Annotated in this window: 28 protein-coding genes; 17 read left to right on the top strand and 11 right to left on the bottom strand. The window is 71.7% G+C overall.

The window, feature by feature from the left end; genetic code table 11:
* Nucleotides 1–44: 44 nt before the first annotated feature.
* The 5 genes from BLV96_RS41465 to BLV96_RS41445 all read left to right on the top strand — a co-directional run bounded on the left by BLV96_RS41465 (nt 45) and on the right by BLV96_RS41445 (nt 4,317).
* Nucleotides 45–1,007 (top strand): nucleoside hydrolase, encoded by a 963-nt coding sequence (locus BLV96_RS41465; RefSeq protein WP_086678308.1) that lies wholly within the window; start codon nt 45–47, stop codon nt 1,005–1,007.
* 35 nt (nt 1,008–1,042) lie between these two features.
* On the top strand, nt 1,043–2,161 hold the full coding sequence (locus BLV96_RS41460; RefSeq protein ID WP_167379916.1) for a C40 family peptidase: 1,119 nt from the start codon (nt 1,043–1,045) through the stop codon (nt 2,159–2,161).
* Between the two features lie 98 nt (nt 2,162–2,259).
* Nucleotides 2,260–2,667, top strand: coding sequence for a YciI family protein (locus BLV96_RS41455; RefSeq protein ID WP_086678309.1), 408 nt, complete (start codon nt 2,260–2,262; stop codon nt 2,665–2,667).
* Nucleotides 2,668–2,671: 4 nt separating this feature from the next.
* Nucleotides 2,672–3,169, top strand: coding sequence for a pyridoxamine 5'-phosphate oxidase family protein (locus BLV96_RS41450; RefSeq protein ID WP_086678310.1), 498 nt, complete (start codon nt 2,672–2,674; stop codon nt 3,167–3,169).
* A gap of 2 nt (nt 3,170–3,171) precedes the next feature.
* The gene (locus BLV96_RS41445) at nt 3,172–4,317 is read left to right on the top strand and encodes an RNA polymerase sigma factor (protein WP_091390290.1); all 1,146 of its coding nucleotides are present in this window, start codon (nt 3,172–3,174) and stop codon (nt 4,315–4,317) included.
* Between the two features lie 239 nt (nt 4,318–4,556).
* Here the strand turns inward: BLV96_RS41445 and BLV96_RS41440 are convergent, their stop codons facing one another.
* Complete coding sequence (locus BLV96_RS41440; RefSeq protein WP_091390287.1) at nt 4,557–5,390, bottom strand: alpha/beta fold hydrolase; 834 nt, start codon at nt 5,388–5,390, stop codon at nt 4,557–4,559.
* Between the two features lie 98 nt (nt 5,391–5,488).
* Here BLV96_RS41440 and BLV96_RS41435 point away from each other — a divergent pair, with 98 nt between their 5' ends.
* On the top strand, nt 5,489–5,854 hold the full coding sequence (locus BLV96_RS41435; protein ID WP_086673019.1) for a winged helix-turn-helix transcriptional regulator: 366 nt from the start codon (nt 5,489–5,491) through the stop codon (nt 5,852–5,854).
* Between the two features lie 4 nt (nt 5,855–5,858).
* Here the strand turns inward: BLV96_RS41435 and BLV96_RS41430 are convergent, their stop codons facing one another.
* Complete coding sequence (locus tag BLV96_RS41430; protein WP_086673021.1) at nt 5,859–6,227, bottom strand: VOC family protein; 369 nt, start codon at nt 6,225–6,227, stop codon at nt 5,859–5,861.
* Between the two features lie 60 nt (nt 6,228–6,287).
* On the opposite strand from BLV96_RS41430, the gene BLV96_RS41425 reads away from it, so the two are divergent.
* Nucleotides 6,288–6,920, top strand: a complete 633-nt coding sequence (locus BLV96_RS41425; RefSeq protein ID WP_086673023.1) for a winged helix-turn-helix transcriptional regulator — start codon at nt 6,288–6,290, stop codon at nt 6,918–6,920.
* Here BLV96_RS41425 and BLV96_RS41420 read toward each other — a convergent pair.
* A complete protein-coding gene (locus BLV96_RS41420; protein WP_086673025.1) occupies nt 6,910–7,761 on the bottom strand; it encodes an SDR family oxidoreductase in 852 nt (283 codons plus the stop codon). The genes BLV96_RS41425 and BLV96_RS41420 overlap by 11 nt on opposite strands.
* Nucleotides 7,762–7,839: 78 nt before the next feature.
* Between BLV96_RS41420 and BLV96_RS41415 the strand changes: the two genes are divergently transcribed.
* Nucleotides 7,840–8,634, top strand: a complete 795-nt coding sequence (locus tag BLV96_RS41415; RefSeq protein WP_086673027.1) for a helix-turn-helix transcriptional regulator — start codon at nt 7,840–7,842, stop codon at nt 8,632–8,634.
* Here BLV96_RS41415 and BLV96_RS41410 read toward each other — a convergent pair.
* Nucleotides 8,624–9,775: an MFS transporter gene (locus BLV96_RS41410; protein ID WP_086673029.1), complete on the bottom strand. Its 1,152-nt coding sequence runs from the start codon at nt 9,773–9,775 to the stop codon at nt 8,624–8,626. The two genes, BLV96_RS41415 and BLV96_RS41410, sit on opposite strands and share 11 nt — an antisense overlap.
* Nucleotides 9,776–9,885: 110 nt before the next feature.
* On the opposite strand from BLV96_RS41410, the gene BLV96_RS41405 reads away from it, so the two are divergent.
* From BLV96_RS41405 to BLV96_RS41380, 6 genes are read left to right on the top strand one after another with little or no spacing between them, the layout of a single operon-like run.
* Nucleotides 9,886–10,281 carry a YciI family protein gene (locus tag BLV96_RS41405; protein WP_086673030.1) on the top strand — a complete coding sequence of 132 codons (396 nt, stop codon included), beginning with the start codon at nt 9,886–9,888 and terminating at the stop codon, nt 10,279–10,281.
* The gene (locus BLV96_RS41400) at nt 10,281–11,489 is read left to right on the top strand and encodes an RNA polymerase sigma factor (RefSeq protein ID WP_086673032.1); all 1,209 of its coding nucleotides are present in this window, start codon (nt 10,281–10,283) and stop codon (nt 11,487–11,489) included. Before BLV96_RS41405 ends, BLV96_RS41400 begins: the two co-directional genes overlap by 1 nt.
* A 59-nt stretch (nt 11,490–11,548) precedes the next feature.
* The gene (locus tag BLV96_RS41395; protein ID WP_086673034.1) at nt 11,549–12,343 is read left to right on the top strand and encodes a hypothetical protein; all 795 of its coding nucleotides are present in this window, start codon (nt 11,549–11,551) and stop codon (nt 12,341–12,343) included.
* Between the two features lie 36 nt (nt 12,344–12,379).
* Complete coding sequence (locus BLV96_RS41390) at nt 12,380–12,808, top strand: MarR family winged helix-turn-helix transcriptional regulator (protein ID WP_086673036.1); 429 nt, start codon at nt 12,380–12,382, stop codon at nt 12,806–12,808.
* Between the two features lie 41 nt (nt 12,809–12,849).
* Nucleotides 12,850–13,425: a PadR family transcriptional regulator gene (locus BLV96_RS41385; RefSeq protein WP_086673038.1), complete on the top strand. Its 576-nt coding sequence runs from the start codon at nt 12,850–12,852 to the stop codon at nt 13,423–13,425.
* Nucleotides 13,426–13,435: 10 nt separating this feature from the next.
* Nucleotides 13,436–14,875 (top strand): FAD-dependent monooxygenase, encoded by a 1,440-nt coding sequence (locus BLV96_RS41380; protein WP_086673040.1) that lies wholly within the window; start codon nt 13,436–13,438, stop codon nt 14,873–14,875.
* Nucleotides 14,876–14,949: 74 nt separating this feature from the next.
* Here BLV96_RS41380 and BLV96_RS41375 read toward each other — a convergent pair whose 3' ends face one another.
* Entirely contained in the window at nt 14,950–15,489 is a 540-nt protein-coding gene (locus BLV96_RS41375) for a GNAT family N-acetyltransferase (protein ID WP_086673042.1), read from the bottom strand.
* A 148-nt stretch (nt 15,490–15,637) separates the two neighbouring features.
* On the opposite strand from BLV96_RS41375, the gene BLV96_RS41370 reads away from it, so the two are divergent.
* A complete protein-coding gene (locus BLV96_RS41370) occupies nt 15,638–16,603 on the top strand; it encodes a chitinase (RefSeq protein ID WP_086673044.1) in 966 nt (321 codons plus the stop codon).
* Between the two features lie 69 nt (nt 16,604–16,672).
* Here BLV96_RS41370 and BLV96_RS41365 read toward each other — a convergent pair whose 3' ends face one another.
* Nucleotides 16,673–16,948 carry an AMED_5909 family protein gene (locus tag BLV96_RS41365; RefSeq protein ID WP_167379906.1) on the bottom strand — a complete coding sequence of 92 codons (276 nt, stop codon included), beginning with the start codon at nt 16,946–16,948 and terminating at the stop codon, nt 16,673–16,675.
* Nucleotides 16,935–17,216, bottom strand: coding sequence for a hypothetical protein (locus BLV96_RS41360; RefSeq protein ID WP_086673046.1), 282 nt, complete (start codon nt 17,214–17,216; stop codon nt 16,935–16,937). The genes BLV96_RS41365 and BLV96_RS41360 overlap by 14 nt, the downstream gene beginning before the upstream one ends.
* A gap of 136 nt (nt 17,217–17,352) precedes the next feature.
* On the opposite strand from BLV96_RS41360, the gene BLV96_RS41355 reads away from it, so the two are divergent.
* Together BLV96_RS41355 and BLV96_RS41350 are read left to right on the top strand one after the other, a co-directional pair.
* The gene (locus BLV96_RS41355) at nt 17,353–18,135 is read left to right on the top strand and encodes a GntR family transcriptional regulator (protein WP_244180884.1); all 783 of its coding nucleotides are present in this window, start codon (nt 17,353–17,355) and stop codon (nt 18,133–18,135) included.
* A 10-nt stretch (nt 18,136–18,145) separates the two neighbouring features.
* Nucleotides 18,146–18,808, top strand: a complete 663-nt coding sequence (locus BLV96_RS41350) for a YdcF family protein (RefSeq protein WP_086673050.1) — start codon at nt 18,146–18,148, stop codon at nt 18,806–18,808.
* 1 nt (nt 18,809) lies between these two features.
* Here the strand turns inward: BLV96_RS41350 and BLV96_RS41345 are convergent, their stop codons facing one another.
* The 4 genes from BLV96_RS41345 to BLV96_RS41330 form a co-directional block, all read right to left on the bottom strand.
* Entirely contained in the window at nt 18,810–19,640 is an 831-nt protein-coding gene (locus tag BLV96_RS41345; RefSeq protein ID WP_086673052.1) for a LysR family transcriptional regulator, read from the bottom strand.
* 16 nt (nt 19,641–19,656) lie between these two features.
* A complete protein-coding gene (locus tag BLV96_RS41340) occupies nt 19,657–20,037 on the bottom strand; it encodes a DUF427 domain-containing protein (RefSeq protein WP_086673054.1) in 381 nt (126 codons plus the stop codon).
* Nucleotides 20,038–20,099: 62 nt separating this feature from the next.
* Nucleotides 20,100–20,864, bottom strand: coding sequence for an HAD family acid phosphatase (locus BLV96_RS41335; protein ID WP_086673056.1), 765 nt, complete (start codon nt 20,862–20,864; stop codon nt 20,100–20,102).
* Nucleotides 20,865–20,946: 82 nt separating this feature from the next.
* Nucleotides 20,947–22,107 carry a class I SAM-dependent methyltransferase gene (locus BLV96_RS41330; protein ID WP_086673058.1) on the bottom strand — a complete coding sequence of 387 codons (1,161 nt, stop codon included), beginning with the start codon at nt 22,105–22,107 and terminating at the stop codon, nt 20,947–20,949.

Genomic DNA, 22,107 nt, shown 5'->3' with positions numbered 1-22,107 from the left:
CGTAACCTGTGTCCGGGACGGGTTCACAGGCAAGGGGAGCGTGGATGGGCACGAAGCTGATCATCGACACCGACCCGGGCGTCGACGACGCGCTGGCGATCGCGCTGGCGGCGCTGTCCCCGGACGTCGACCTGCTCGGTGTGACGTCGGTTTTCGGCAACGTCCCCCTCGACCGCACGACGGCCAACGCGCGCCGGCTGCTGGAGCTGTTCGGCCGCACCGACGTGCCGGTGGCCGCCGGGGCGAGCCGGCCGCTGGTCTATTCGAAGCCACGCGACGCCAAGGAGGTCCACGGCGGCGACGGCCTCTCGGGCCACTCCTACACGCTGCCCGAGGCGACGCGTCCGCTCGAAGAGCGCGACGCCGTCCGCCTGATGGTCGATATTTTGGACGCGGCGGACGAGCCGGTGACCATCGCCCCGATCGGACCGCTGACGAACATCGCCGCCCTCTTCGCGGCCCACCCGGGCGCCGCCGCGAAGATCGCGCGGCTGGTGATCATGGGCGGCGGGGTGACGTTCGGCAACAGCACCACCGCCGCCGAGTTCAACATCTGGAGCGACCCCGAGTCGGCCCGCCGGGTGCTCGTCGAAGAGGACGTCCCGGTCGTGCTCGTGCCGCTCGACCTCACGCACCGCTGCGCCGTCGACGCCGAGTGGCTGGCCAAGCTCGCCGCGTCCGGACCGGTCGGGGCCACCCTCGAAGGCCTCACCTCCACCTACCGGCAGCACTACACGCGCGTGTTCGGCGAAGACCGGATGGTCATGCACGACGCCGTCGCCGTCGCCGAGGCGATTTCGCCGGGAATCCTGCACACCGAGACCTACCGCGTCGACGTCGACTGCGGGCTGGGGCCGGCGCGTGGGCAGACACTCGTCGACCGGCGGAAGCTCGGCGAGGACGATCCGCAGTTCAGTCCCGGGCGGCCGATCGAGGTCGCGATGGACACCGACCTCGACGGCCTGCGCGGCTTCGTCCTCGACCGGCTGACCGGAGCCGCGCGGTGAGCGACGAGCCCGAGATCGTGCCGGAAGAGGCGCCGGTGAAGGAGCCGCGCCGCCGGAGAACCGCCGTGGTGGTGGCCGCGGTGGTCGTGGTCGCCGCCGCGCTCGTGATCGGCGTCCAGTTCGCGCCGAAGCAGCAGGAGACGACGAACGCCGCCGCGACGGTCACGTCGACGCCGGCGCCGACGTCGTCTGTCCCGAAAACGACCACGCCCCCGCAGACCTCGGCGCCGCCGAAGGTGCCGGAGGCGAGCGAGTTCGACGCCTGGGCGTCCAAGACCAGCCAGTGGCTCGACGTCCCGCTGCGCGCGATGGTCGGCTACGCGAAGGCGACGACGAAAATCGGCAAGGACATCCCAGGCTGTCACCTCTCCTGGGTGACGCTCGCCGCGGTCGGAAAAGTGACGTCCGACCACGGCCGCGCGCAGGGTGGGCAGATCGGGACGACCGGCGTGCTCGGCAAGCCGCTCGGGACGGTCGAGGTGCGCGACTTCTACAACAAGGTCGTCTCGACGGCGAACGCCGCCGGGCCGATGCAGCTCTCCCCCGCGCTCTGGACGAAGTACCAGGCGAGCTACGCGGGCGGGAAGCCCGATGTCCAGAACATCGACGACGCCGCGCTGACCACCGGCCGCGCGCTGTGCGACGGCGGGACCGACCTGTCCCAGGGCCAGCCGTGGTGGGACGCGGTCGCGAAGCTGCAGTCGGCGCCGCTGTTCCTGCACCGGACGCTGGCGACGGTCAACGTCTACGGCACGGTCGGCCAGGGCTCGGCGGCGCCGAACGCGGCGGTGCTGAGCGCGGTCAACTTCGCCATCGACAAGATCGGCCTCCCCTACATCTGGGGCGGCAACGGCACCGGCGGCAACGACCCGGGCTTCGACTGCTCCGGCCTGACGACGGCGGCGTACGGCAGCGCCGGCGTCAAGCTGATGCGCACGGCCGACACGCAGTTCCGCAGCGTCCCGCACGTGACCGATCCGCAGCTGGGCGACCTGATCTTCTACGGCGAGCCGGCGACGAAGATCCACCACGTCGGTCTCTACATCGGCAACCAGCAGATGATCGACGCGCCGCAGACTGGTCAGGCGGTGCAGGTCCACTCCTACCGCCGGGACGGCGACGACTACGCCGGCGCGGGCCGCCCGACCGCCTGAAAACTTTCTCCGGCGGCGATGTCGAGAACGCGCCATCGGCTGCGTCCCCGGTGCGAACGCGGCCAAGATGGGCCGCACCCGCACCGAGGAGAACGACGATGGCCAAGTACCTGCTGCTGAAGCACTACCGAGGCGCCCCGGCTTCGGTCAACGACGTGCCCATGGACCAGTGGACGCCGGAGGAGGTCTCCGCGCACATCAAGTACATGGAGGACTTCGGGAAGCGGCTGGAGGAGACCGGCGAGTTCGTCGAGCACCAGGTGCTCACCCCCGGCGGGACGTTCGTCCGGTTCGACGGTGAGGGCCGCCCGCCGGTCACCGACGGCCCGTTCGCCGAGACGAAGGACCTCATCGCCGGCTGGACGGTCATCGACGTCGACAGCTACGAGCGTGCCCTCGAGCTGGCCGCGGAGCTGTCGGCCGCGCCGGGCGCGGGCGGGAAACCGGTCGCGGAGTGGCTCGAACTGCGGCCGTTCTGGGCCCCGTCGGCCACGATCACGGAGTGACGTCGTGGACCAGAACGTCATCGACGAAGTCCTGGACCGCCCGCTGAGCCGCGAGCTGCTGGCCCGCGACCTGACCCGGCTCGCCTACACCGCCCTCGACGGCACCCCGCGCTCGATCCCGATCGGGTTCACCTGGAACGGCTCGCAGCTGGTGCTGTGCACGTCGACGAACGCGCCGAAGCTGCCGGCGCTGCGTCGCAACCCGGCGGTCGCGCTGACGATCGACACCGAGGTGCACCCGCCGAAGATCCTGCTGATCCGCGGCACGGCCGAACTGGACGTCGTCGACGGCATCCCGGACGAGTACCTGCGGTTCAACGGCACCTACGAGATGACGCCCGAGCAGCGCGTGGAGTGGGAAGCGGGCGTGCGGTCGCTCTACGACGGCATGGTCCGGATCGTGGTCACGCCGACGTGGGCGAAATTGATCGACTTCGAGACGACGCTGCCGTCGGCCGTCGAAGAGCTCGTCCGCCGGCGCGACGAGCGCAAGGTGGGGTGAGCGTGGACGAGGTTCTGCTCCGCGGCCTGACGCCGCACGTGCTCGGGATCGTCGTCCGGCGCGGAGCCGACTTCGCCTCGGCCGAGGACGCCGTGCAGGAGGCGCTGATCGAAGCGTTGCGCGTCTGGCCGGACGACCCGCCGCGCGACCCGAAGGGCTGGCTGGTCACCGCGGCGTGGCGAAAATTCCTCGACGCGGCCCGGTCGGACAGCGCGCGACGGCGACGTGAGGACGTCGTCGACGTCGAGCCGGCGCCCGGCCCGGCGGCCACGGTGGACGACACGCTCCAGCTGTACTTCCTGTGCGCGCACCCGTCGCTTTCGCCGTCTTCGGCGGTCGCGCTGACGCTGCGCGCGGTCGGCGGGCTGACCACGCGGCAGATCGCGCAGGCGTACCTGGTCCCCGAAGCGACCATGGCGCAGCGGATCAGCCGGGCCAAGCGGACGGTCGGGACCGTGCGGTTCGACCAGCCCGGCGACGTGGCGACCGTGCTGCGGGTGCTCTACCTCGTCTTCAACGAGGGCTACTCCGGCGACGTCGACTTGGCCGCCGAGGCCATCCGGCTGACCCGGCAGCTCGCGGCCGCGATCGACCACCCGGAGGTCGCCGGGCTGCTCGCGCTCATGCTGCTGCACCACGCGCGGCGCGTGAGCCGGACCGCGGCGGACGGCAGCCTGGTGCCGCTCGCCGAGCAGGACCGCGGCCGGTGGGACACCGCGCTGATCGCGGAGGGCGTCGAGATCCTGCAGGCGGCGCTCGCCCAGGACCGGCTGGGCGAGTTCCAGGCCCAGGCGGCCATCGCGGCCCTGCACGCGGACGCGCCGACGGCCGGCGAGACCGACTGGGTGCAGATCGTCGAGTGGTACGACGAGCTGGCGAAGCTGACCGACAGCCCGGTCGTGCGGCTGAACCGCGCGGTGGCGGTGGGAGAGGCGGACGGCCCGCGCGCGGGGCTCGCGGCGCTCGCGGAGGTGGACGCTGCGCTGCCTCGGCACACGGCGGTGGCGGCGTATCTGCACGAGCGCGACGGCGACCTGGTGACGGCGGCGCGGCTGTATTCGGAGGCAGCGGGGAAGGCGCCGAACCTGGCCGAGCGCGACCATTTGACCCGGCAGGCCGCACGGCTCAACACCCGGCTGCGCGGCTGACGCGGGTGGGATCGCCGGCCGGGTTCGCGGTTGTGGCCGGTCAGGCCGGCGGCTCGTATCGGCGGCCGGGCCGCGATGCTCAGCCGCCCCGACCGCCACTCACCGCCGGCCAGCCACGCCGCCCGCCGCCCCGACCGCCGCCACCACCAAGCCGGCCACACCGCTCGGCCACCTCAACCGCTGCCCACCACCAGCCAAGCCACACCGCTCGGCCACACTGCTTCCCTGAGTCCGAACCTTCACGACGCCAGTGTCGTTTTTTCGGCAAGGAACGGTTCCAGCAGCTCGGCCAGGGCGTCCGGCCGGTCGAGCGGGATGATGTGGCCGCAGTCCTCCACCAAGTGGGTCACCAGGTCGTCGGCGATCGGCCGCAGCTGGCGGGCGAGCGCGTCGCCGACCGGGTGGGCTCCGATCGCCATCGTGGGCACCGCCAGCCGTCCCGACGTGACCGCGTCCGCGATCTGTCCGGCGCTGACCGGCATCGCCCGGTAGTGCGCGAACGCGGCACGCAACGCGTCGCGGCCGGTGTACGCGGCGACGAAGTGGTCGCGGATCTCCCGCGGCAGCCCACGGCCCCGCGTACCCGCGTCGAGGAACCAGTCGACGTACTCCGCTTCGTGTCCCGTCAGGACCGTCTCCGCCAGTCCCGGGATGGCGTGGAACCCGAACCACCACGGCGGCCCGCCCGCGAGGAACTCCTCCGCGCCCGGGAGGCGGCCCAGCAGCGACTCCATCAGAACCAGCCGGCGGACGCGCCCCGGACGTCGCATGGCCAGCAGGAACGCGGGCGGCGCACCCGCGTCGATGCCGACGACGGACGCCGTCGGCTCGCCCAGGGCGTCGAGGAGCGCTTCGGCGTCGGCCGCGAGAGTTCCCGCGTCGTAGCCATCCGGTGGGCGTTCCGACTCGCCGAGCCCGCGCAGGTCCGGTGCGATGACGCGGTGGCGCCGCGCCAGACGTGGGACGATTTCGGCCCACAACCGCCGGGTGTGCGGGAAGCCGTGCAGCAGTAAAACAGCCGGCCCTTCCCCGGTGATCGTGACGCCGACTTCGATGCCGTTCACGCGCAGCATGACTCTCCCGAGGCAGTTACCATTGGTTACCAGAAAACCGTAGGTAACTTCGGCGCGCCGGCCAAGACGGCACTTCTCCGACAGGTGGTGAGCTCCAGGTGACCCCCTCCCTGCGCGGCGACCTGTTCGACCCGGCGTGCCCGACGCGCCGGCTGCTCGACCGGATCGGTACGAAATGGACGTCGATGGCGGTCAAAGTGCTGGCCGAGGCGGATCCGCGCGAGGTGCGGTTCGCCGAGCTGCAACGGCGGATGCCGGGGGTCTCGAAGAAGATGCTGTCGGTGACGTTGCGGTCGCTGACGAACGACGGCCTGGTCTCCCGCCGCGTCGAGCCGACCGTGCCGCCGAAGGTCCACTACCGGCTCACGGACCTGGGCCGGTCGCTGGAGGTTCCCCTGGCGGCGCTGCGGAACTGGGCCGAGGAGCACATGGCGGAGATCGACCGGGCCAACGCGGCGGACTGACCTCTCAAGCCGGGCCGGCGAGCCCGATCAGGTTGCCCTCCGGGTCGGTGAACTGGGCGACCACCAGGTCGCGCCCGGGTGCGCGGTCCGGGCCCAGCCGGCGGGTGCCGCCGAGGCGTTCGGCTTCGGCCAACGCTGCCGCGACGTCCGGGACACCCACGTAGAACACGACGTGGCTCTCGTGCTCCGCGCCGCCGCCGACGCCGCCCGGGATGCCGTCCGTTTCCACGAAGCCGTAGTTGCCCGCCTCCGACACCTGGGCCGACACCGGCCCCGACGTGTCGTACTCCCAGCCGAACAGCTCGCCGTAGTACGCGCGCAGCCGCGCCGGGTCCGTACCGATGATTTCGAAGTGCACGACCGGATTTCCCATGGCGGCCACCGTACGCCGCTGTAGTTGTTAAAAACAACCACCAAGTAGTAGATTACAACCATGCCGACGAGCCGGAGCTACGGAGACGCCTGCACGATCGCCCGCGCGCTGGACGTCGTCGGGGAACGCTGGGCGCTGCTCGTCGTGCGCGAGCTGCTGCTGGGGCCGCAGCGCTTCTCCGACGTCCGCCGTGCGCTGCCGGGTGCCAGCTCGAACCTGGTCACCGACCGCCTCCGCGAGCTGGCGGGCCACGGCGTCGTCGCACGGCGGAAACTGCCTCCCCCGGCGGCCTCGACGGTCTACGAACTGACGGACTGGGGCCGCGAACTCGAACCGATCGTGCTGGCCCTCGGCGCGTGGGGCGGCCGGCTCTCCCTTCCCCCGGCGGCACACCTGGGCACGACGTCCGTGCTGCTGTTCCTCCGCGGTTTCGCCCGCCCGCGCTCGACCGCGTGCCACCGCGTCGAGCTGGACAGTCGCGTGTGGACGGTCCGCACCGAACCGGGCCGGCTGACGGTCGAGCCCGGCGAGCCCGAAGCACCGGACACCACGATCCGGACCGACTCGCCGACGTTGAACGCGCTGCTCGAAGTCCCGTCCGACCTGGACGCGGCGATCGCCGACGGCCGCGTGACGGTCGACGGCGATCGCAAAGCCGTCCGGCGGCTGCTGCGCGAAACGCTCAGCGCGTGAAGTCCCCGGCGTGGTCGGCGGCCCATTCGGCGAAGCCCCGGGCCGGGCGGCCGGTGACCGCCAGGGCCGTCTCCGTCGTCGCCTGCGGCCGGTCCACCAGCGCGGCCAGCCGCCGGATCCGGGCTTCGACCACCTCGGCCGAGCCCACCCGGCCGAGGCCGCGAGCCTCGAAAGTCGCGGTGAGCTCGCGGCGGTAGTCGTCGAGGTCCTGGGTTTCGACGCGGACGGGCCGGCCGGTCACCTCGCCGAGCACCGATGCCTGCTGCCGCACCGTGAGCGACTCGGGCCCGGTCAGCGAATACGCCGCACCGAGGTGGCCGGACGACGTCAGCGCACGAACGGCGACGGCGGCGATGTCCGCCTCGTGGATCAATGCCGAATGCGACTCCGGGAACGGGTCGCGCACGACACCGGCGCGGACGGAGTCCGCCCACACCAGCCGGTTGGCCGCGAAGCCGCCGGGCCGCAGGAACGTCCACGGCAGCCCCGAATCCCGCACGGCCTGCTCGGCTTCGCCGTGAGCCCGCGTGATGGCGTCCGCCGACGCCGGATCCGCGCCCAAGGCCGACAACACCACCACCTGCGCGAGGCCGCTCGCCCGGGACAGGAACCCGTCCAACCCGGCAGTGCCCGCGTAGAGGAACGCCTTCGTGACGCCGGCCAGTGCCGCGTCCCAGCTTTCCGGCCGGGCGAGGTCGGCCGCGACCACCTCGACCCCGGTGGGCAGCCGAGCGCGGCCCGGGTCGCGGCCGGCCGCGCGGACGTCGTGTCCGGCTTCGAGCAGTTTTCTCACCAGCGCACGAGCGATGTTCCCGCGCGCGCCGGTCACCAGGATCGTCATGCGTCCAGGCTCACCGCCGGAGCGCGGACCGGGGTAGGCACTGGCGGTACCACCCCGGCGCGGGGTGATGATGGAACCGTGGACAGGGTGGAGCTGAGCGGGTTCCTGCGCAGTCGCCGGGCCCGGGTGCAGCCGGCCGAGGTCGGCCTGGTGCCCGGCGCGCGGCGGCAGACGCCGGGGTTGCGGCGCACGGAGGTCGCATTGCTGGCCGGGATTTCCGTCGACTACTACGTGCGGCTCGAACAGGGCCGCGGTCCCCGGCCGTCCGAGCAGGTCCTCGCCTCGCTCGGGCGCGCGCTGCGGCTGTCCGGCGACGAGCACGCGTACCTGCTGCGGCTGGCGCGACCGGCTCCCGCGGCCGCGCCGCGGCCGGTGCCCGAAAACGTCCTACGGCTGCTCGATCGCCTCGGCGACGTGCCGGCGATGGTGATCGACGCAGGCTACGACCTGGTGGCCTGGAACCGGATGCTGGTCGCGCTGATCGGCGACCCGGCCACGTGGCCGCCGCGGCGGCGCAACCGGCTGCGGCGGCTGTTCGACACCGGCGACGCGATCACCGGCAACCGCCTCGAACTGGCCCGGCTGTGCGTCGCGGACCTGCGGGCGAGCGGGCGCTACCCGGGCGATCCCGCCGTTCGCGCGCTCGTCGACGACCTCCTGGCCGAGAGCCCGGAGTTCGCCTCGCTGTGGGCGGAACGGGAGGTCGTCGTGCAGCGGACGCTGACCAAGCGGACCGTGCACCCGGTCGCCGGTCCGCTGGAACTCGACTGCGAGATCCTCGCCGTCCCCGGCCACGAGCACCGGCTCCTCGTCTACACGGCGGCGCCCGGCACGCCGTCCGCCGCCGGGCTGAAGCGGCTGCTCAGCGTGTGAGCGCCGCCTCGCGCACCCGCAGCGACGGCGCGAAGAACAGGATCCCGAACGTCACCACGACCGCCGACGACAACGCCCAATGCAGCCCGATCCGCGTCGCCAGCGCACCCACCAGCGCCGGCTCCACCAGGAACCCGACGTACCCGCACGCGGCGACCGCTGCCACCGCGCGACCCGGCGCGTCCGCCTGCTTGCGGCTCGCCACGCTCCACGCGATCGGCACGATCCCGGCCACGCCGAGCCCGACCACCGCGAAGCCGAACACCACCGCCACCGGCCACGGCGCCGCGAGGACCACGGCGAACCCCAGCACCGCGACCGTGGTCGCCGCGCGGACGAACCGCACCGCGCCCACGCGGCCCACGATCCGGTCGGCGACCAGGCGGACCGCGATCATCGTCCCGGAGAACGCGAAGTAGCCGAGGGAGGCGAGCGCGGGCGTCGCGCCCGTGACGTCCGCGAGGTAGACCGCGCTCCAGCTGTTGACCGCACCCTCGGCGACGAACCCGCAGAACGCGATCACGCCCAGCGGCACCAGCGCCCGGCTCGGCCACGCGAACGCCGCGTCGCCCTGGCCGCGGTCGGCGCCGGTCAGGAAGAGCGCCCGGCCCCACAGCGCGAGGGCCAGCAGCGCCGCGCCGGCGATCGGAAAGTGGACCGACACCGGGACGTGCAGGGCCTCCATCAGCGCGTCGACGCCGGAGCCCGCGAGGCCGCCGATGTTCCAGAACGCGTGGAAGCCGGCGAAGATCGGCCGGCCGTAGCCGTCCTCGACGCGGGCCGCGTGCGCGTTCATCGCGACGTCGAGCAGGCTGTTGCCCACGCCGAGCACGACCAGCGCGGCGACGAACACCGGCGCCGACCGGGCGAACGCCACCAGCGGCAGCCCGCCGCACAGCACGGCCGCGCCGAGCACGACCGCCGCGCGGCTGCCGATCCGGGTGAGCAGCGCCCCCGCGCCCAGCAGCGCGACCACCGAGCCGAAGGCGAGGCCGAACAGGCCCGTGGCCAGCTGTCCCGTGGTCAGCCCCAGCTGCTCCTGCACCGCCGGCACCCGCGCCAGCCAGGTGGCGAACGCCGCCCCGCAGACGGCGAAGACGATCGAAACTCCCAGGCGCGCGCGTCTCAGTTCCCCAGTCACGTTCCGCGATTATCCTGATCTTCCGAAAATCGGCGAACTGTGTAGAGACCGCGGGCCGGGCTCCGTCCTTACCCGTGAACGCGCCACCGGGGCGCGGGAAGGAGCCGATCATGGCCAAGTACATGCTGCTGATGAGCTACACCGCGGGCGAGGGCTGCGACCTGCCGATGGGCGAATGGCCGCCGGAGGACATCCGCGCGCACATCGACTTCCAGCACGCGCTCGACGCCGAACTGCGCGACAAGGGCGAGCTCGTCGACGCCCAGGGCCTGGCCGGGCCCGACCTGGCGAAGACGGTCGTCTCCGACGGCCGGACCAGCCCCGTGGTCACCGACGGGCCGTACCCGGAGGGCAAGGAGCTGCTCGCCGGCTACTGGGTCGTCGACGTCGAGAGCGAGGAGCGCGCGCTGGAGATCGCCGCGAAGGCGTCGGCCGCGCCCGGGCCGGGTGGGGTGCCGATCCAGCAGCCGATCGAGGTCCGCCAGGTGATGAGCGCGCCCGCCTGATGGCCGCCGAGGAGGTCGAGGACCTGCTGCGGACGCTCGCGCCGCAGGTCCTCGGCGTCGTCGCGCGGCGCTTTCGCGACTTCGACGCCGCGGAGGACGCCGTGCAGGAGGCGCTGCTCGCGGCCGCGCGGCACTGGCCGGCCGACGGTCTGCCGGACAACCCGCGCGGGTGGCTGATCCAGGCCGCCGTCAACCGGCTGACCGATCAGCTCCGCAGCGACCAGGCCCGGCGCCGCCGGGAGGACGCGGCCGCGCTCGAGCCACCACCGGCCGATGTCCCGGATCGCGACGACACCCTGGTCCTGCTGTTCCTGTGCTGCCACCCGGCGCTGACACCGGCGTCGGCGATCGCGTTGACGCTGCGCGCGGTCGGCGGCCTGACCACGGCCGAGATCGCCGGAGCCTTCCTGGTCCCGGAAGCGACGATGGCCCAGCGGATCACCCGGGCGAAGGCGCGGATCAAGGCGTCGGACGTCCCGTTCCGGCTGCCCGCCGCCGACGAGCGCGACGCCCGGCTGCGGTCCGTGCTGCACGTGCTCTACCTGGTGTTCAACGAGGGCTACACGAGCAGCGCGGGCGGGCGATTGCACCGCACCGAGCTGTCCGGCGAGGCGATCCGGCTGACGCGGCTGCTGCACGCAATGCTGCCCGGCGACGGCGAGGTCACCGGGCTGCTCGCGCTGATGCTGCTCACCGACGCGCGGCGCCCGGCGCGGACCGGGCCGTCCGGCGAGCTGGTGCCGCTGGCCGAGCAGGACCGGGCGAAGTGGGACCGCGGGCAGATCCGCGAGGGCGTCGCGCTGGTCACCGAGGCGCTCGCGCTCGGCGACGCGGGCGAGTACCGGCTGCAGGCCGCGATCGCCGCCGCGCACGACGTCGCGCCACGCGTCGAGGACACCGACTGGGGCCGCATCCTTTCGACGTACCGGCTGCTGGAGCGGCTGACGGACAACCCGGTGGTGACGCTCAACCGCGCGATCGCGACGGCGATGGTCCACGGTCCCGCCGCCGGGCTCGCGCTGCTGGAGACGCTGGAACTGACCGGGCACCGGCTCGACGCCGTCCGCGCGCACCTGCTGGAGCTGGCCGGGGACGTCGCCGCCGCCGTCCGGCACTACGACGCCGCGGCCGCGCGGACGACGAACACGCCGGAACAGCGGTACCTGCTGACGCGGGCCGCCCGACTGCGGGAAAAGTCGCGATTTTGAACCGCTCTTCCGGTTAGAATCCGTCGTTCGCACCGCAACCGCGGATTCGAGGAGGCCGGATGCTGCTCCGCGTGCTCGCCCTGTCCGCCGCGTTGCTGGCGGGGACCGTCGCCCCGGCGGACGCGTCGACCCGGACGGTCTCGGTCGACGGCGCCGTCGCTACCCCGGCGTCGTACACCGCTTCACAGCTGAAGGCGCTCGGCGGTGACTTGAACACGCTCGTCGGCGCCGCGGCGCCGGTGCTGCCGCCGGGGAAGAACACCGCCCTGCGTGTGACGGTGACCGTGACTGGTTCGGCGCACCGGGCGGTGACGTTCGCGCTGGCGGAGCTGGATCCGGCGTTCGGGAACCACCCCGCGGTGCTGACCACCGACCACGGGATCGACCTGGTCGTCCGGGGTGATCGGGACCGCAGCCGCAGTGTCCGGGACGTCCGGGAGATGCGCGTCGCCGTTTCCGCCGCGACGGCCGCCGAGCGCGCGCTGCGGATCACGACCGCGCACCGGTCGGTCACGCTGCCGCCGTGGTTGCTCACGCACCTGCCGTCCCGGGCGGTGACGGCGTCCTTCGGGTTGGGGACCGGTCAGCAGACGCACACGGAGACCGGGCCGTCGCTGGCGCTCGTGCTGCGGATCGCCGGCGTGGTGCCGCGCGCGGACACGGCCGTGGTCGCCGTCGGCTCGGACGGCTACGGCGCCGCCGTCACCCTCGCCGAAGAACGGACCGGCGGCCGTCCACTCCTGTTGTCCACTGTGGAGGACGGGGTGCCGCTCGACCTGCCGCGGCTCGTCCCGCTGGGCGACGTCAAGGGCGGCCGGTACGTCTCCGGGGTGACCGCGCTCGACGTGCACTGACTGTCAGGGTCCTTACACCGCCGTAAGGTTCCTGCCATGACCGAAGTCCCGACCGGCGACCGGCCCGGCTACTTGCTCAAACGCGCCCAGCAGGCACTGAACCAGGCCTGTACCGACCGCCTGCGGCCGCTGGAGCTGTCGATGTCGCAGTACGCCGTGCTGCGCGCGCTCGACGAGCACCCCGGCGCGTCGTCGGCCGACCTCGCACGGATCACGTTCGTCACGCGGCAGTCGCTGCGGGACGTGCTGGGCGGGCTGCGGTCGGCCGGCCTGGTCACCGTCGCCGAGCAGGCGACCACGGGCCGGGCGCGACCGGTGACCCTGACCGGGTCCGGACGCGCGAAGCTGCACGCCGCCGACGAGCTGGTCGCGCGGGTCGAGGAGGACATGCTCGGCACCTTGTCGGGCGATCAGCGGCGCTACCTGGCGGACCTGCTGCACACCTGCGTGGCCAACCTGACTTGACGAGCGTCGTATAGTCGGTTCCGAGTAATAGGGAGCGACTAGTGCCATCACGCAAGATTCGCAACACGCTCGCGCTGGCCCTGCTGGGCCTGCTGCTGGAACGTCCGATGCACCCGTACGAAATGGCGTCCACGCTGCGCGAGCGCTACAAGGACAGCAGCTTCAAGATCAACCCCGGTTCGCTCTACGACACCGTGGAGTCGCTGGCGAAGCACCGCTGGATCGAACCCGTCGAGACGGTCCGGGAGGGCAACCGGCCGGAGCGGACCGTCTACGCCCACACCGAACTCGGCCGCCAGGAGTTCGTCGCCTGGCTGGACGAACTGGTCCGCGAGCCGGTAACGGAGTACCCGAAGTTCGTCGCGGCGGTCAGCTACCTCGGCGCGCTCGGACCGGAGCGCGCGGCCGACGCGCTGGAGGAACGCGCTCGCCACCTCGCCGCCCGCATCGACGGCGCGAACACCGCCCTCGACGACACCGTCGGCAAGGGGGCGCCGCGGCTGTTCATGATCGAGGTCGAGTTCGTCCGGCACGCGTGGCAGGCGGAGCTCGACTGGGCCCGCGCCACCGCCGCGGAAATCCGCTCCGGCTCGCTGCCGTGGCCCGACCACTTCTGAGGGGAACACCATGCTGGAAACCGACGTCCTCGTCGCCGGGGCCGGGCCCGCCGGCCTGCTGCTCGCGGCGGAGCTCGCACTGGCGGGCGTCCGCACCACGGTCGTCGAACGCCATCCCGCGCGACCGCCGTACTGCCGCGGCTTCAACCTCAACGCGCGATCACTGGACCTGCTGGCGCGCCGCGGGCTGGCCGAGGGCCTGGTCGCCGAGGGACACCGGGTGCCGCACGCGCCGGTGACCGGCCTGCCCGGGCCGTTGCTGCTCGCCGACGCGGCCACCGATCACCCGTTCTCGCTGGGGATCCCGCAGACCCGCGTCGAGGAGGTGCTGGAGGGGTGGGCCGCCGACCTCGGTGTCGAAATCCTGCGGGGGCACGAGCTGCGGTCGTTCACGCAGTCGCCGGAAAGCGTTTCCAGCGTCGTCCACAATGGACAATTCGGCCGCACGATCACGGCGCGTTTCCTCGTGGGGTGCGACGGCGGGCGCAGCACGGTGCGCAAGCAGGCCGGCATCGGCTTCCCCGGCGTCGACGCGCGCTGGTACGCACTGCTCGGCGACGTCGAATGCGAGCTGCCGTACGGGGTTTCGGCCGGTCCGGACGGCCGCACGCTGTTCGTGATCCCGCGGCCGGGGTACGTGCGGATCGTGGTCCGCGAGGACGACCCGCCGGCCGACAAGTACGCCCCCGTCACGCTCGAGCGGCTCCAGGCGCAGGTGGACGCGGTCCTGGGGCGGCACGTCGAGCTGCGGTCGCCGCGCTGGCTGACCCGTTTCGGCGACGCGGCGCGCTTGGCGTCGAGGTACCGCGAAGGCCGGGTGCTGCTGGCGGGCGACGCGGCGCACATCCACCCGCCGGCCGGGGCGATCGGGGTGAACGTGGCGCTCGACGACGCGTTCAACTTGGGCTGGAAGCTCGCGGCGACGGTGCTGGGGACCGCCCCGTCCGGGCTGTTGGACACCTACCACGCCGAGCGGCACGCGGCGGGCGAACGGATCCTCGCCAACACCCGCGCGCAGGTGGCGGTGGCGGAGTGCTCGTCGGAACCGTGGGCCGACTTGCTGCGCCGGGTCGCCGCGCACCCGGCGGGGAACCGGGCGCTGGCGGAGATCATCACCGGGTTGGACGCGTGTTACGAGCCGGGTGGGCACCCGTGGTCGGGGCGGTTGGCGCCGGACGTGCCGTTGGTGGTGGGTGGTCGCGAGACGCGGCTGGCCGCGTTGCTGCACCCGGGCCGGCCGGTGCTGGTGGACTTGACCGGGGCTTTCGCGGCCTGGTCGGCGGCGGTGGAGGTGGTGGCCGCGGAAGCTCCGTCCACTTCGGACGTCGGGGCGGTGTTGCTGCGGCCGGACGGTCATGTGGCTTGGGTGACGTCCGGCTCGGACGAGGAGGGGCTGGCGGAGGCGGTGCACCGCTGGGTCGGCGACGTGCCGGTTCCGGCGCCGGCCTGATCCGGGCTGTCCTCCGGCGGGTGCGCTACTGGTGGTGTACGTCCTGGTGGCGGGCGGGCACGTCAACGTCGAGATCACGATGACCGAGGGGTGAGCCGGTGCGGGCGGTCCAGGACCGCCCGCTGCTCGACCCGCCCGTTCAACGTGAACCGGCTGTGCGGCACGAATCCCAGCTTCTCCACCACTCGCGCCGAAGCCTTGTTGACCGGCTCGTACACCGCCAGCAGCCGGTCCGCGAAACCGGACGAAAACACGTGGTCGCGCACCGCTGTCGTCGCTTCCGTCGCGTAACCGCGGCCCCAGCCCGATGAGGCGATCCACCAGCCCATCTCCACCGCCGGCGTTCCCAGGCCGGACTCCGTTGCGTCGCGGCCGACCAGGGACACCACGCCGTCGAACGAGCCCGGTTGCGCCGATACCGCGAACCAGCCGAACCCGTGGGCGGCCCAGTGCGCCAGCGTCGACCGGTGCCTGGTGAGCGCGTACTCGCGCGTCCACGGCTCGCCCGTGCCCACGTACCGGACCGTCTCCGGGTTCTGGGCCAGCGCGAACAAGTCGTCGAAGTACTCCTCGGCCCACTCGTGCAGCGTGAGCCGTTCCGTGGTGATCAGCACCGGCGACAGTCTAGGCGTGCGCGGTCTGTGTTCACCGCCGGTGACAGGGGTAGCCCGTTCGGCCTATGGTCTACACCAAGGTTAATGGTCTATACCAATCATGTCAGGAAGTCCCCGCCGCCGCGCTCGTCGTCGTGGAGGTTCCACCATGCGTCTCCGTTCCCTGCTGGCCGGGCTGGCCGGCCTCGCGCTCGTGAGCACCGGGCTCGGCACCCCCGCCGAGGCTGCCGCCGGGTCGCCGATCCCCGTCGGGCCCTACGTCGACATGGGCGCGTGGCCCTCGCCCAGCCTGTCCGGGATGTCCGCCGCGAGCGGCATCAAGGGCTTCACCCTCGCGTTCGTCAACTCCTACGGCTGCAAGGCCAGCTGGTTCGGCGCGTACGACCCGCGCACGGCCTGGCAGAAAGACGAGATCACCAAGATCCGCAACGCCGGCGGCGACGTCAAGATCTCCTTCGGCGGCGCGTCCGGCATCGAGCTGGCCCAGGCGTGCAGCACGTCCGCGCAGGTCGCGGCCGAGTACGACGCCGTCGTCAAGGCGTACGGCCTGAAGTACGCCGACTTCGACATCGAGGGCGCGGCCATCGCCGACCCGACGACGATCAACCGCCGGTCGCAGGCCCTGAAGACGTTGCAGAACAACAACCCGGGCCTGAAGATCTCGCTGACGCTGCCGGTGCTGCCGAACGGGCTCACCGCCGACGGCCTCAACGTCGTCAAGTCGGCCAGGGACGCCGGGGTGAACCTGGACCTCGTCAACATCATGGCGATGGACTACTACCAGGGCGCCGGCGACCAGGGCGCGAAAGCGATTTCCGCGGCCAAGGCCACGCAGGCGCAGCTGAAGTCGCTGTACGGCCTGAGCGACGCGGCGGCGTGGAAGAAGGTCGGCGTGACCCCGATGATCGGCGTCAACGACTCGCAGAACGAGATCTTCTACCAGAAGGACGCGAAGGCGCTGGTGGCGTTCGCGAAAACGGTCCACGTGGGCATGCTGTCGTTCTGGGAGGCCGGCCGCGACGCGAACGCGTGCACGGGCGCGCTGTACAAGTGCACGAACGTGCCGCAGTCGAAGTACGAGTTCGCGAAGATCTTCGCCGGGTACACCGGCTGAGTCACCAGCGGGCGGCGTCCGCGAGCAGTGCGTCCCTTACTGCCGCGGGCCCCGCCCGGCTGGGTTCCATCAGGCCTGAGGCAGCACTCCTTCTCGTCCATAGTCGGATTTCCACTCCGGCTCCGCGGTAAGCCGCTCGATCTCGCGAAGCTCCCGGCCGAACCAGTACAGCGCCTCGTGGTGGTGACCCCGATCGAGATCGGCGACGGACCGGTACATCCCCGCGTTCGCTCGCCGGAACTCCACCCACACGCGCACCGGCGCCTCCTGGGCGGGCATCCGCGCACAGGAATCGTCGTGGGCCTCACGCAGCGTCCGCGGCCGCTGCTGGTCAGCGGCACTCATCACGCCCACCCGGATCAGCCACCCGGCCTGCCAGCATCTCCGCCAGTTCTCCGGCTCCGTCGCGAAGCCGGAGGAGGAACGTCACGCAAGCCGACCACTCCTCCGGCCCAGCCGGCACCGCCAACAACACCGCGGATCTCCTGCCGGCCACCACCAGTACCGGCGGGTCCTTCCACTCGGGACCGGTTTCCTCCACCGACACCGAATCCTCGGCACCAACAGTCCACGTCACGCCCGCGACCCGGGACGTCTCGGTTGCCGCCAGCATCCTCACCCCTTACCTTGTGTCCGATAGAGATAGTTCTATCTAGGCATCCGGCGGGCAAGCAGTCAACAGAAGTAGCTTTAATGCGTCACCTGGACCTCGCTACGCCGCTAGAGATAGCGTTATTCGCGTCGGTCAGGTGAAGGAGAGGCGCGTGAGTACCGGTTACCGCGAACTGGCGGCAATCCTGCGGGATGCCATCCAGCGCGGTGACTACGCGCCGGACACGACCTTGCCCAAGCAACAAGTGCTGGCGGCCGAGTTCGGCGTGAACGTCAACACCGTCCGGAAGGCGATCGGTGTCCTCGATGCCGAGGGACTGGTAACCCCGATCCGCCGGCGCGGCACCGTCGTTCGCGCCCGGCCACCGCTGCAGCGGCTGGGCACGGACCGCTATGCCAAAAGCAAGTGGAAGCACGGCGATGTCGTCGCCTTCGCCGCCGATCGTGAAGCTTCCGGTCGGGACTGGAAGCCGGCGGACCAGACTCAGACGGTCGCGAGGGTCGAAGCCGACCCGGAAGTCGCCGAGGCACTCGGGGTGGCTGCCGGCTCGCCGGTGTACGAGCGGGCTCGGCTGGTGACCGACGCCGGTCAGCCGACTCACACACTGACCAGCTACTACCGGCCCGCCGACGTCGAGGGCACTCGCCTCGTCGATCCGGCGCCCGGCCCCGCCGGTCGCGGCGGCGGGTTCCAGGTCCTCACCGCTCAGGGACTCGAACCCGACACCATGACCGAGACCGTTCACGCCCGCATGCCCACTCCGGACGAAGTCGATCGGCTGCGGCTCCCGGCCGGAGAACCGGTCATGATCCTGCGGCGGCTCACCTTCGCGAGTGATGGACGTGTGGTCGAGTTCGCCCGCGGAGTGCACGCCGCCAGCCGGTTTTCGTGGACGTACACCTTCAAGATCCCCGACTGACGGAGAGCCGATGCCCGCGCGCACCGCGACCCTGCCCGACTCGCTTCGCGCGGACGTCGAAACGCTTTGGGACTACCACGACATGCACCACGAACCGCGGCCCGCGGACGTCGGCATCGGACTCGGAAGTCACGACCTCGGAGTCGCCAGCTGCGCGATCGAGCTCTTCGGAAACGGTTTCTTCCCCCTCGTCGTGTTCACCGGCGCCAACGCCCCGACGACGGTCGACCGGTTCCCCCGCGGCGAAGCCGTGCACTACCGCGAACACGCCATCGAAGCGGGCGTGCCGCCGGAAGCGATCCTCGTCGAACCCCACGCACGGAACACCGGCGAGAACATCACGTTCACGCGGCAGGTGCTCGCCGAGCGCGGCATCGAAGTCGGCTCGATCGTCCTGATTTCCCGGCCGTACCAACAGCGGCGCGCCTACGCGACCTGCCGGAAGCTCTGGCCGGAGGTCACCGTCACCTGCGCGTCACTCGCCCTGCCGCTCGACGAGTACGTCGCGGCGATCGGGGACGCCGACCGGGTCATCACCATGCTCGTCGGCGACACCCAGCGGATCGACGTCTATGCCCGGAAGGGGTTCGCGATCCCGCAGGAAATGCCGGATCGCGTGCGCGAGGCCTACGATCGGCTGGTTTCGGCGGGATACACGGCACGGCTCATCTGAGTCACCAGCGGGCGGCGTCCGCGAGCAGTGCTTCCCGTACTGCCGCGGGCCCCGCCCGGCTGGGTTCCGCGCGGGTCACCACAAACAGCGTGTTGATCGGTGGCTCCTCCGGTTCGAGCAACGCGACCAGCGCACCCGAAGCCAGTTCCGCCGCGCACAGGTACCTCGGCAGCACGCTCACCCCGAACCCCGCCAGCACGCTCGCCAAGACGCCCCGCAGGTCCGGGACCACCACCGCGGGCCCGGACGGTGGCCGCACGCCCAGCACCGAGCGCCAGTAGCGGCGGATGATCGGCAAGTCCTCCGCGTACGCCACCAGCGGCGCCGAACGCGGGTCGCCCGTGAAACCGCGGGGGCCGACCAGGACGAACTCCTCGTCCGTCAGCGGGTTTGCCACCAACGAGCGGCCGCGGGGGCGGATCGTCGAGACGACCAGGTCGAACCGGCGTTGCGAAAGGCCCGTCAGCAGGTCCTCGGCCAAGCCGAACGTCACTCGCAGCCGCAGACCCGCCGCAACCAGGCCCGACAGTGCCGGCAGCACCCGCAACGTTGTCAGCTCGGCCGGCCCCGCCAGGTGCACCGGTGCCGCGAACGGGTCGGCTTCACCGAAGGTCAACGACGTCAGCGCGTCGACGTGCGGGGCGATGCGGGTCGCCAGCTCGTCCGCCGCCGATGTCGGGGTCACGCCGCGGGCACGTCTCACGAACAGTTGCTGCCCGAGTTCCTCCTCCAGGGCTCTGACCTGCGCGGTCACCGTCGGCTGGGACAGTCCCAGCGACGGCGCCGCGCCGGTCAGCGAACCCGCCCGGTGGACGGCCAGGAACGTGCGCAGCAGATCGAGGTCCAGCTCAGTCCTCGACGAGCTCGATCGAGTCCACGACGTTCGGGTAGAACGCGACGTGGTCCTTGATCCGCGCGACCGGGTCGTACGGCTTCTCGTACGTCCAGACCGCGTTCTCGCCCTTCACCTCGCCCGCGTTGAGCGTGTAGTAGCTCGCGTCACCCTTGTACGGGCAGTACGTCTCGTGGTCGGTCCGCTCCAGCACGCCCGCGTCGACGTCGGCCAGCGGGATGTACTGGACCGCCGGGTACGTGGACTCCTGCAGGGTGAAAGCGTTGCGGCTGTCCGCGATGACGCGCCCGCCCGCCTTGACCACCACGCGCGCCTGGGTCGGCTCGACGGTGATCGGGTGGTCCGGGCCCGGGACCAGCACCTTCTTCTCCGGCATGTCAGCTCCTCGAGAGAATCGTGTACCAGGAGCAGCACCCCGGGCCCGGCCGTTATTCCGGCTCAGGGCAGGTAGTACATCGGGTTCGGCAGCTTGGTCGGGCGCAGCGCGTAGCCGCCCTCGAGGTCGCTGAACTGGTCGCCGACGTTGAGGACGATCTTCGCGCCGGTCGCCTCGATGTGCGCCCGCGTGCCCGACTTGTACTGGACGGTGGTGCAGGTCAGCCCGCACGGCAGGTAGTCCGGCGCGGTCACCTTCGGCTTGAAGAACGCGCCGGCCGGGGCCGGGTAGCCCTCGTTCGCGAGGTTCTTGAGCGACTGCGGGCCCTGCAGCTCGTTGCGGCCGGTCAGGAAGTACAGCTTGACGCCGTGCTGCACGGCCCAGTTGGCCAGCTCCAGCACCGGCTTGTTGGCGACGAAGGTGCCGTTGTCGATCGCCTGCTGCTGCTTGACCGGGTCGAAGCCGAAGTCGTTGTCGGCCTCCCAGCCGTAGGTGACCTCGGCGGTGTCGTCGACGTCGAGCACGATCGCCGGGTTCTTGACGCGGCCGAGCTGCTGCTGCAGGTAGTGCTTCGCGTCGGAGACGACGCGGTTGCTGTCCTTCGCGAACCGGCTCGTCTCGGAGTAGTGGTGCTTGCCGGCGGCGTCGAGGTAGTCGCCGTAGTAGGCCTTGACGTCGTTCTTGACCTGGCCGATGTTGGCCGGCTCCTTCGAGCGGGCGGCCGTCGCGTCGTCCGACCCGGCGAGCGCGGTCGCCCCCGAGGCGACGGTGGCGCCGATGGCCGCGGCGGCGGCGAGCTTGACGAGACTTGACCATTTTCCGGACACGGCGAACCCTCCAGTGGAACTTTGACGACCCGGGGAACCTACGTCACGTTCACCTGGAGTTCCACCCCTCGAAAGTTTCCGTTCACTTTCCGGCGCGACACAGAAACGCCACTGGTGATCGCCCGATCCGCGTCAGCACGACCGACGCTTCGGCGCCGCCCCGAGGTTTCAGCCGTCGCCGCAGCGCATCCGGATCGACGTCCAGGCCCCGCACCAGGATCTCCAGCCGGCCGACGTCGTGTCGCTTGAGGACGGCCTTCAGTGTCTTTTCACTGTAGGGTCCCTGCTCCAGGACGCGGAACGCCCGCACACCGGGTGGCGGGGTGTCACCGGTCAGGTACGCGATCCGTTCGTCCAGTTGCCACAACCCGTGCCGTGCCGCGTAGTGCCGGACCAGTCCCGCGCGCACGACGGCGCCGTCGGGGTCGACGATCCACTCCCCCGGCTCCCGCACCGGCAGTTCGTCCGGTTCCGCATCAGTGACCGTCCACTGCGTCCCGTCCGAACGCAGCACGGTCGCCCGCCGCGTGACGCCGGTGCCCAGACCCCGCCAGAGGCAGGATTCGCGCACTTGACCGTCCAGGGACACCAGTTCGACTTCGTCCGCCCACGGCGTGAGCGCGAAGTCGAGGCCGGGCGCGCACTTCACGGACAGTTCTCGTCCCGGGAAGGCCTCGACCAGGCCATCCAGCGGCGGGGCGAAGTCCGCGGGTTTCCACGCCCGGCGCCCGGCGGAGTCACGGCGGGCGGGGTCGGCGACGACCACACCGGACCGGCTCACCGGGCGCAGCGCGTCGGCGCGGACGAGCCCGAACGCGACATTCGCCGAAAGACCGTTGTGCCGCGCCATTTCCAGCCGCACCGGATCCAGATCGGACCCGAGCACGCGCCGCGCCACCCGCGCGATTTCGACCAGGTCGGCACCGACCGAGCACGTGACGTCGTGGACGTCGAGGCCGGCCAGGCGCGAAGCCCGGTGCCGCGCCACGATCGACGCACTCGCCTGCTGGAGCGCGTCCGAGGTGAACAGCCAGTCCACACCGGACAGTTTGCCGACGGCTTTCCGGCGCAGCAGCACGGTTTCCAGCACCGCGGCCGCGTGCTCCTCGCCCACGAGACGACGAACGGCCGCGACCGAAGCGATGTGGTCGGTCAGCGGCAGGGCCGAAACCTCGGCGACCGCCGCCGCACCCGCGTCGGAACGCAGGTAGGCGACGTCGCCGAGGCTGAACGAATACGCCAA

Origin of the sequence: Amycolatopsis pretoriensis (genome assembly GCF_900107925.1) — a bacterium.
GTDB lineage: Bacteria > Actinomycetota > Actinomycetes > Mycobacteriales > Pseudonocardiaceae > Amycolatopsis > Amycolatopsis pretoriensis.
The sequence above is the reverse complement of the archived record's forward strand: the minus strand, read 5'-3'. Positions and strand labels throughout refer to the sequence as shown.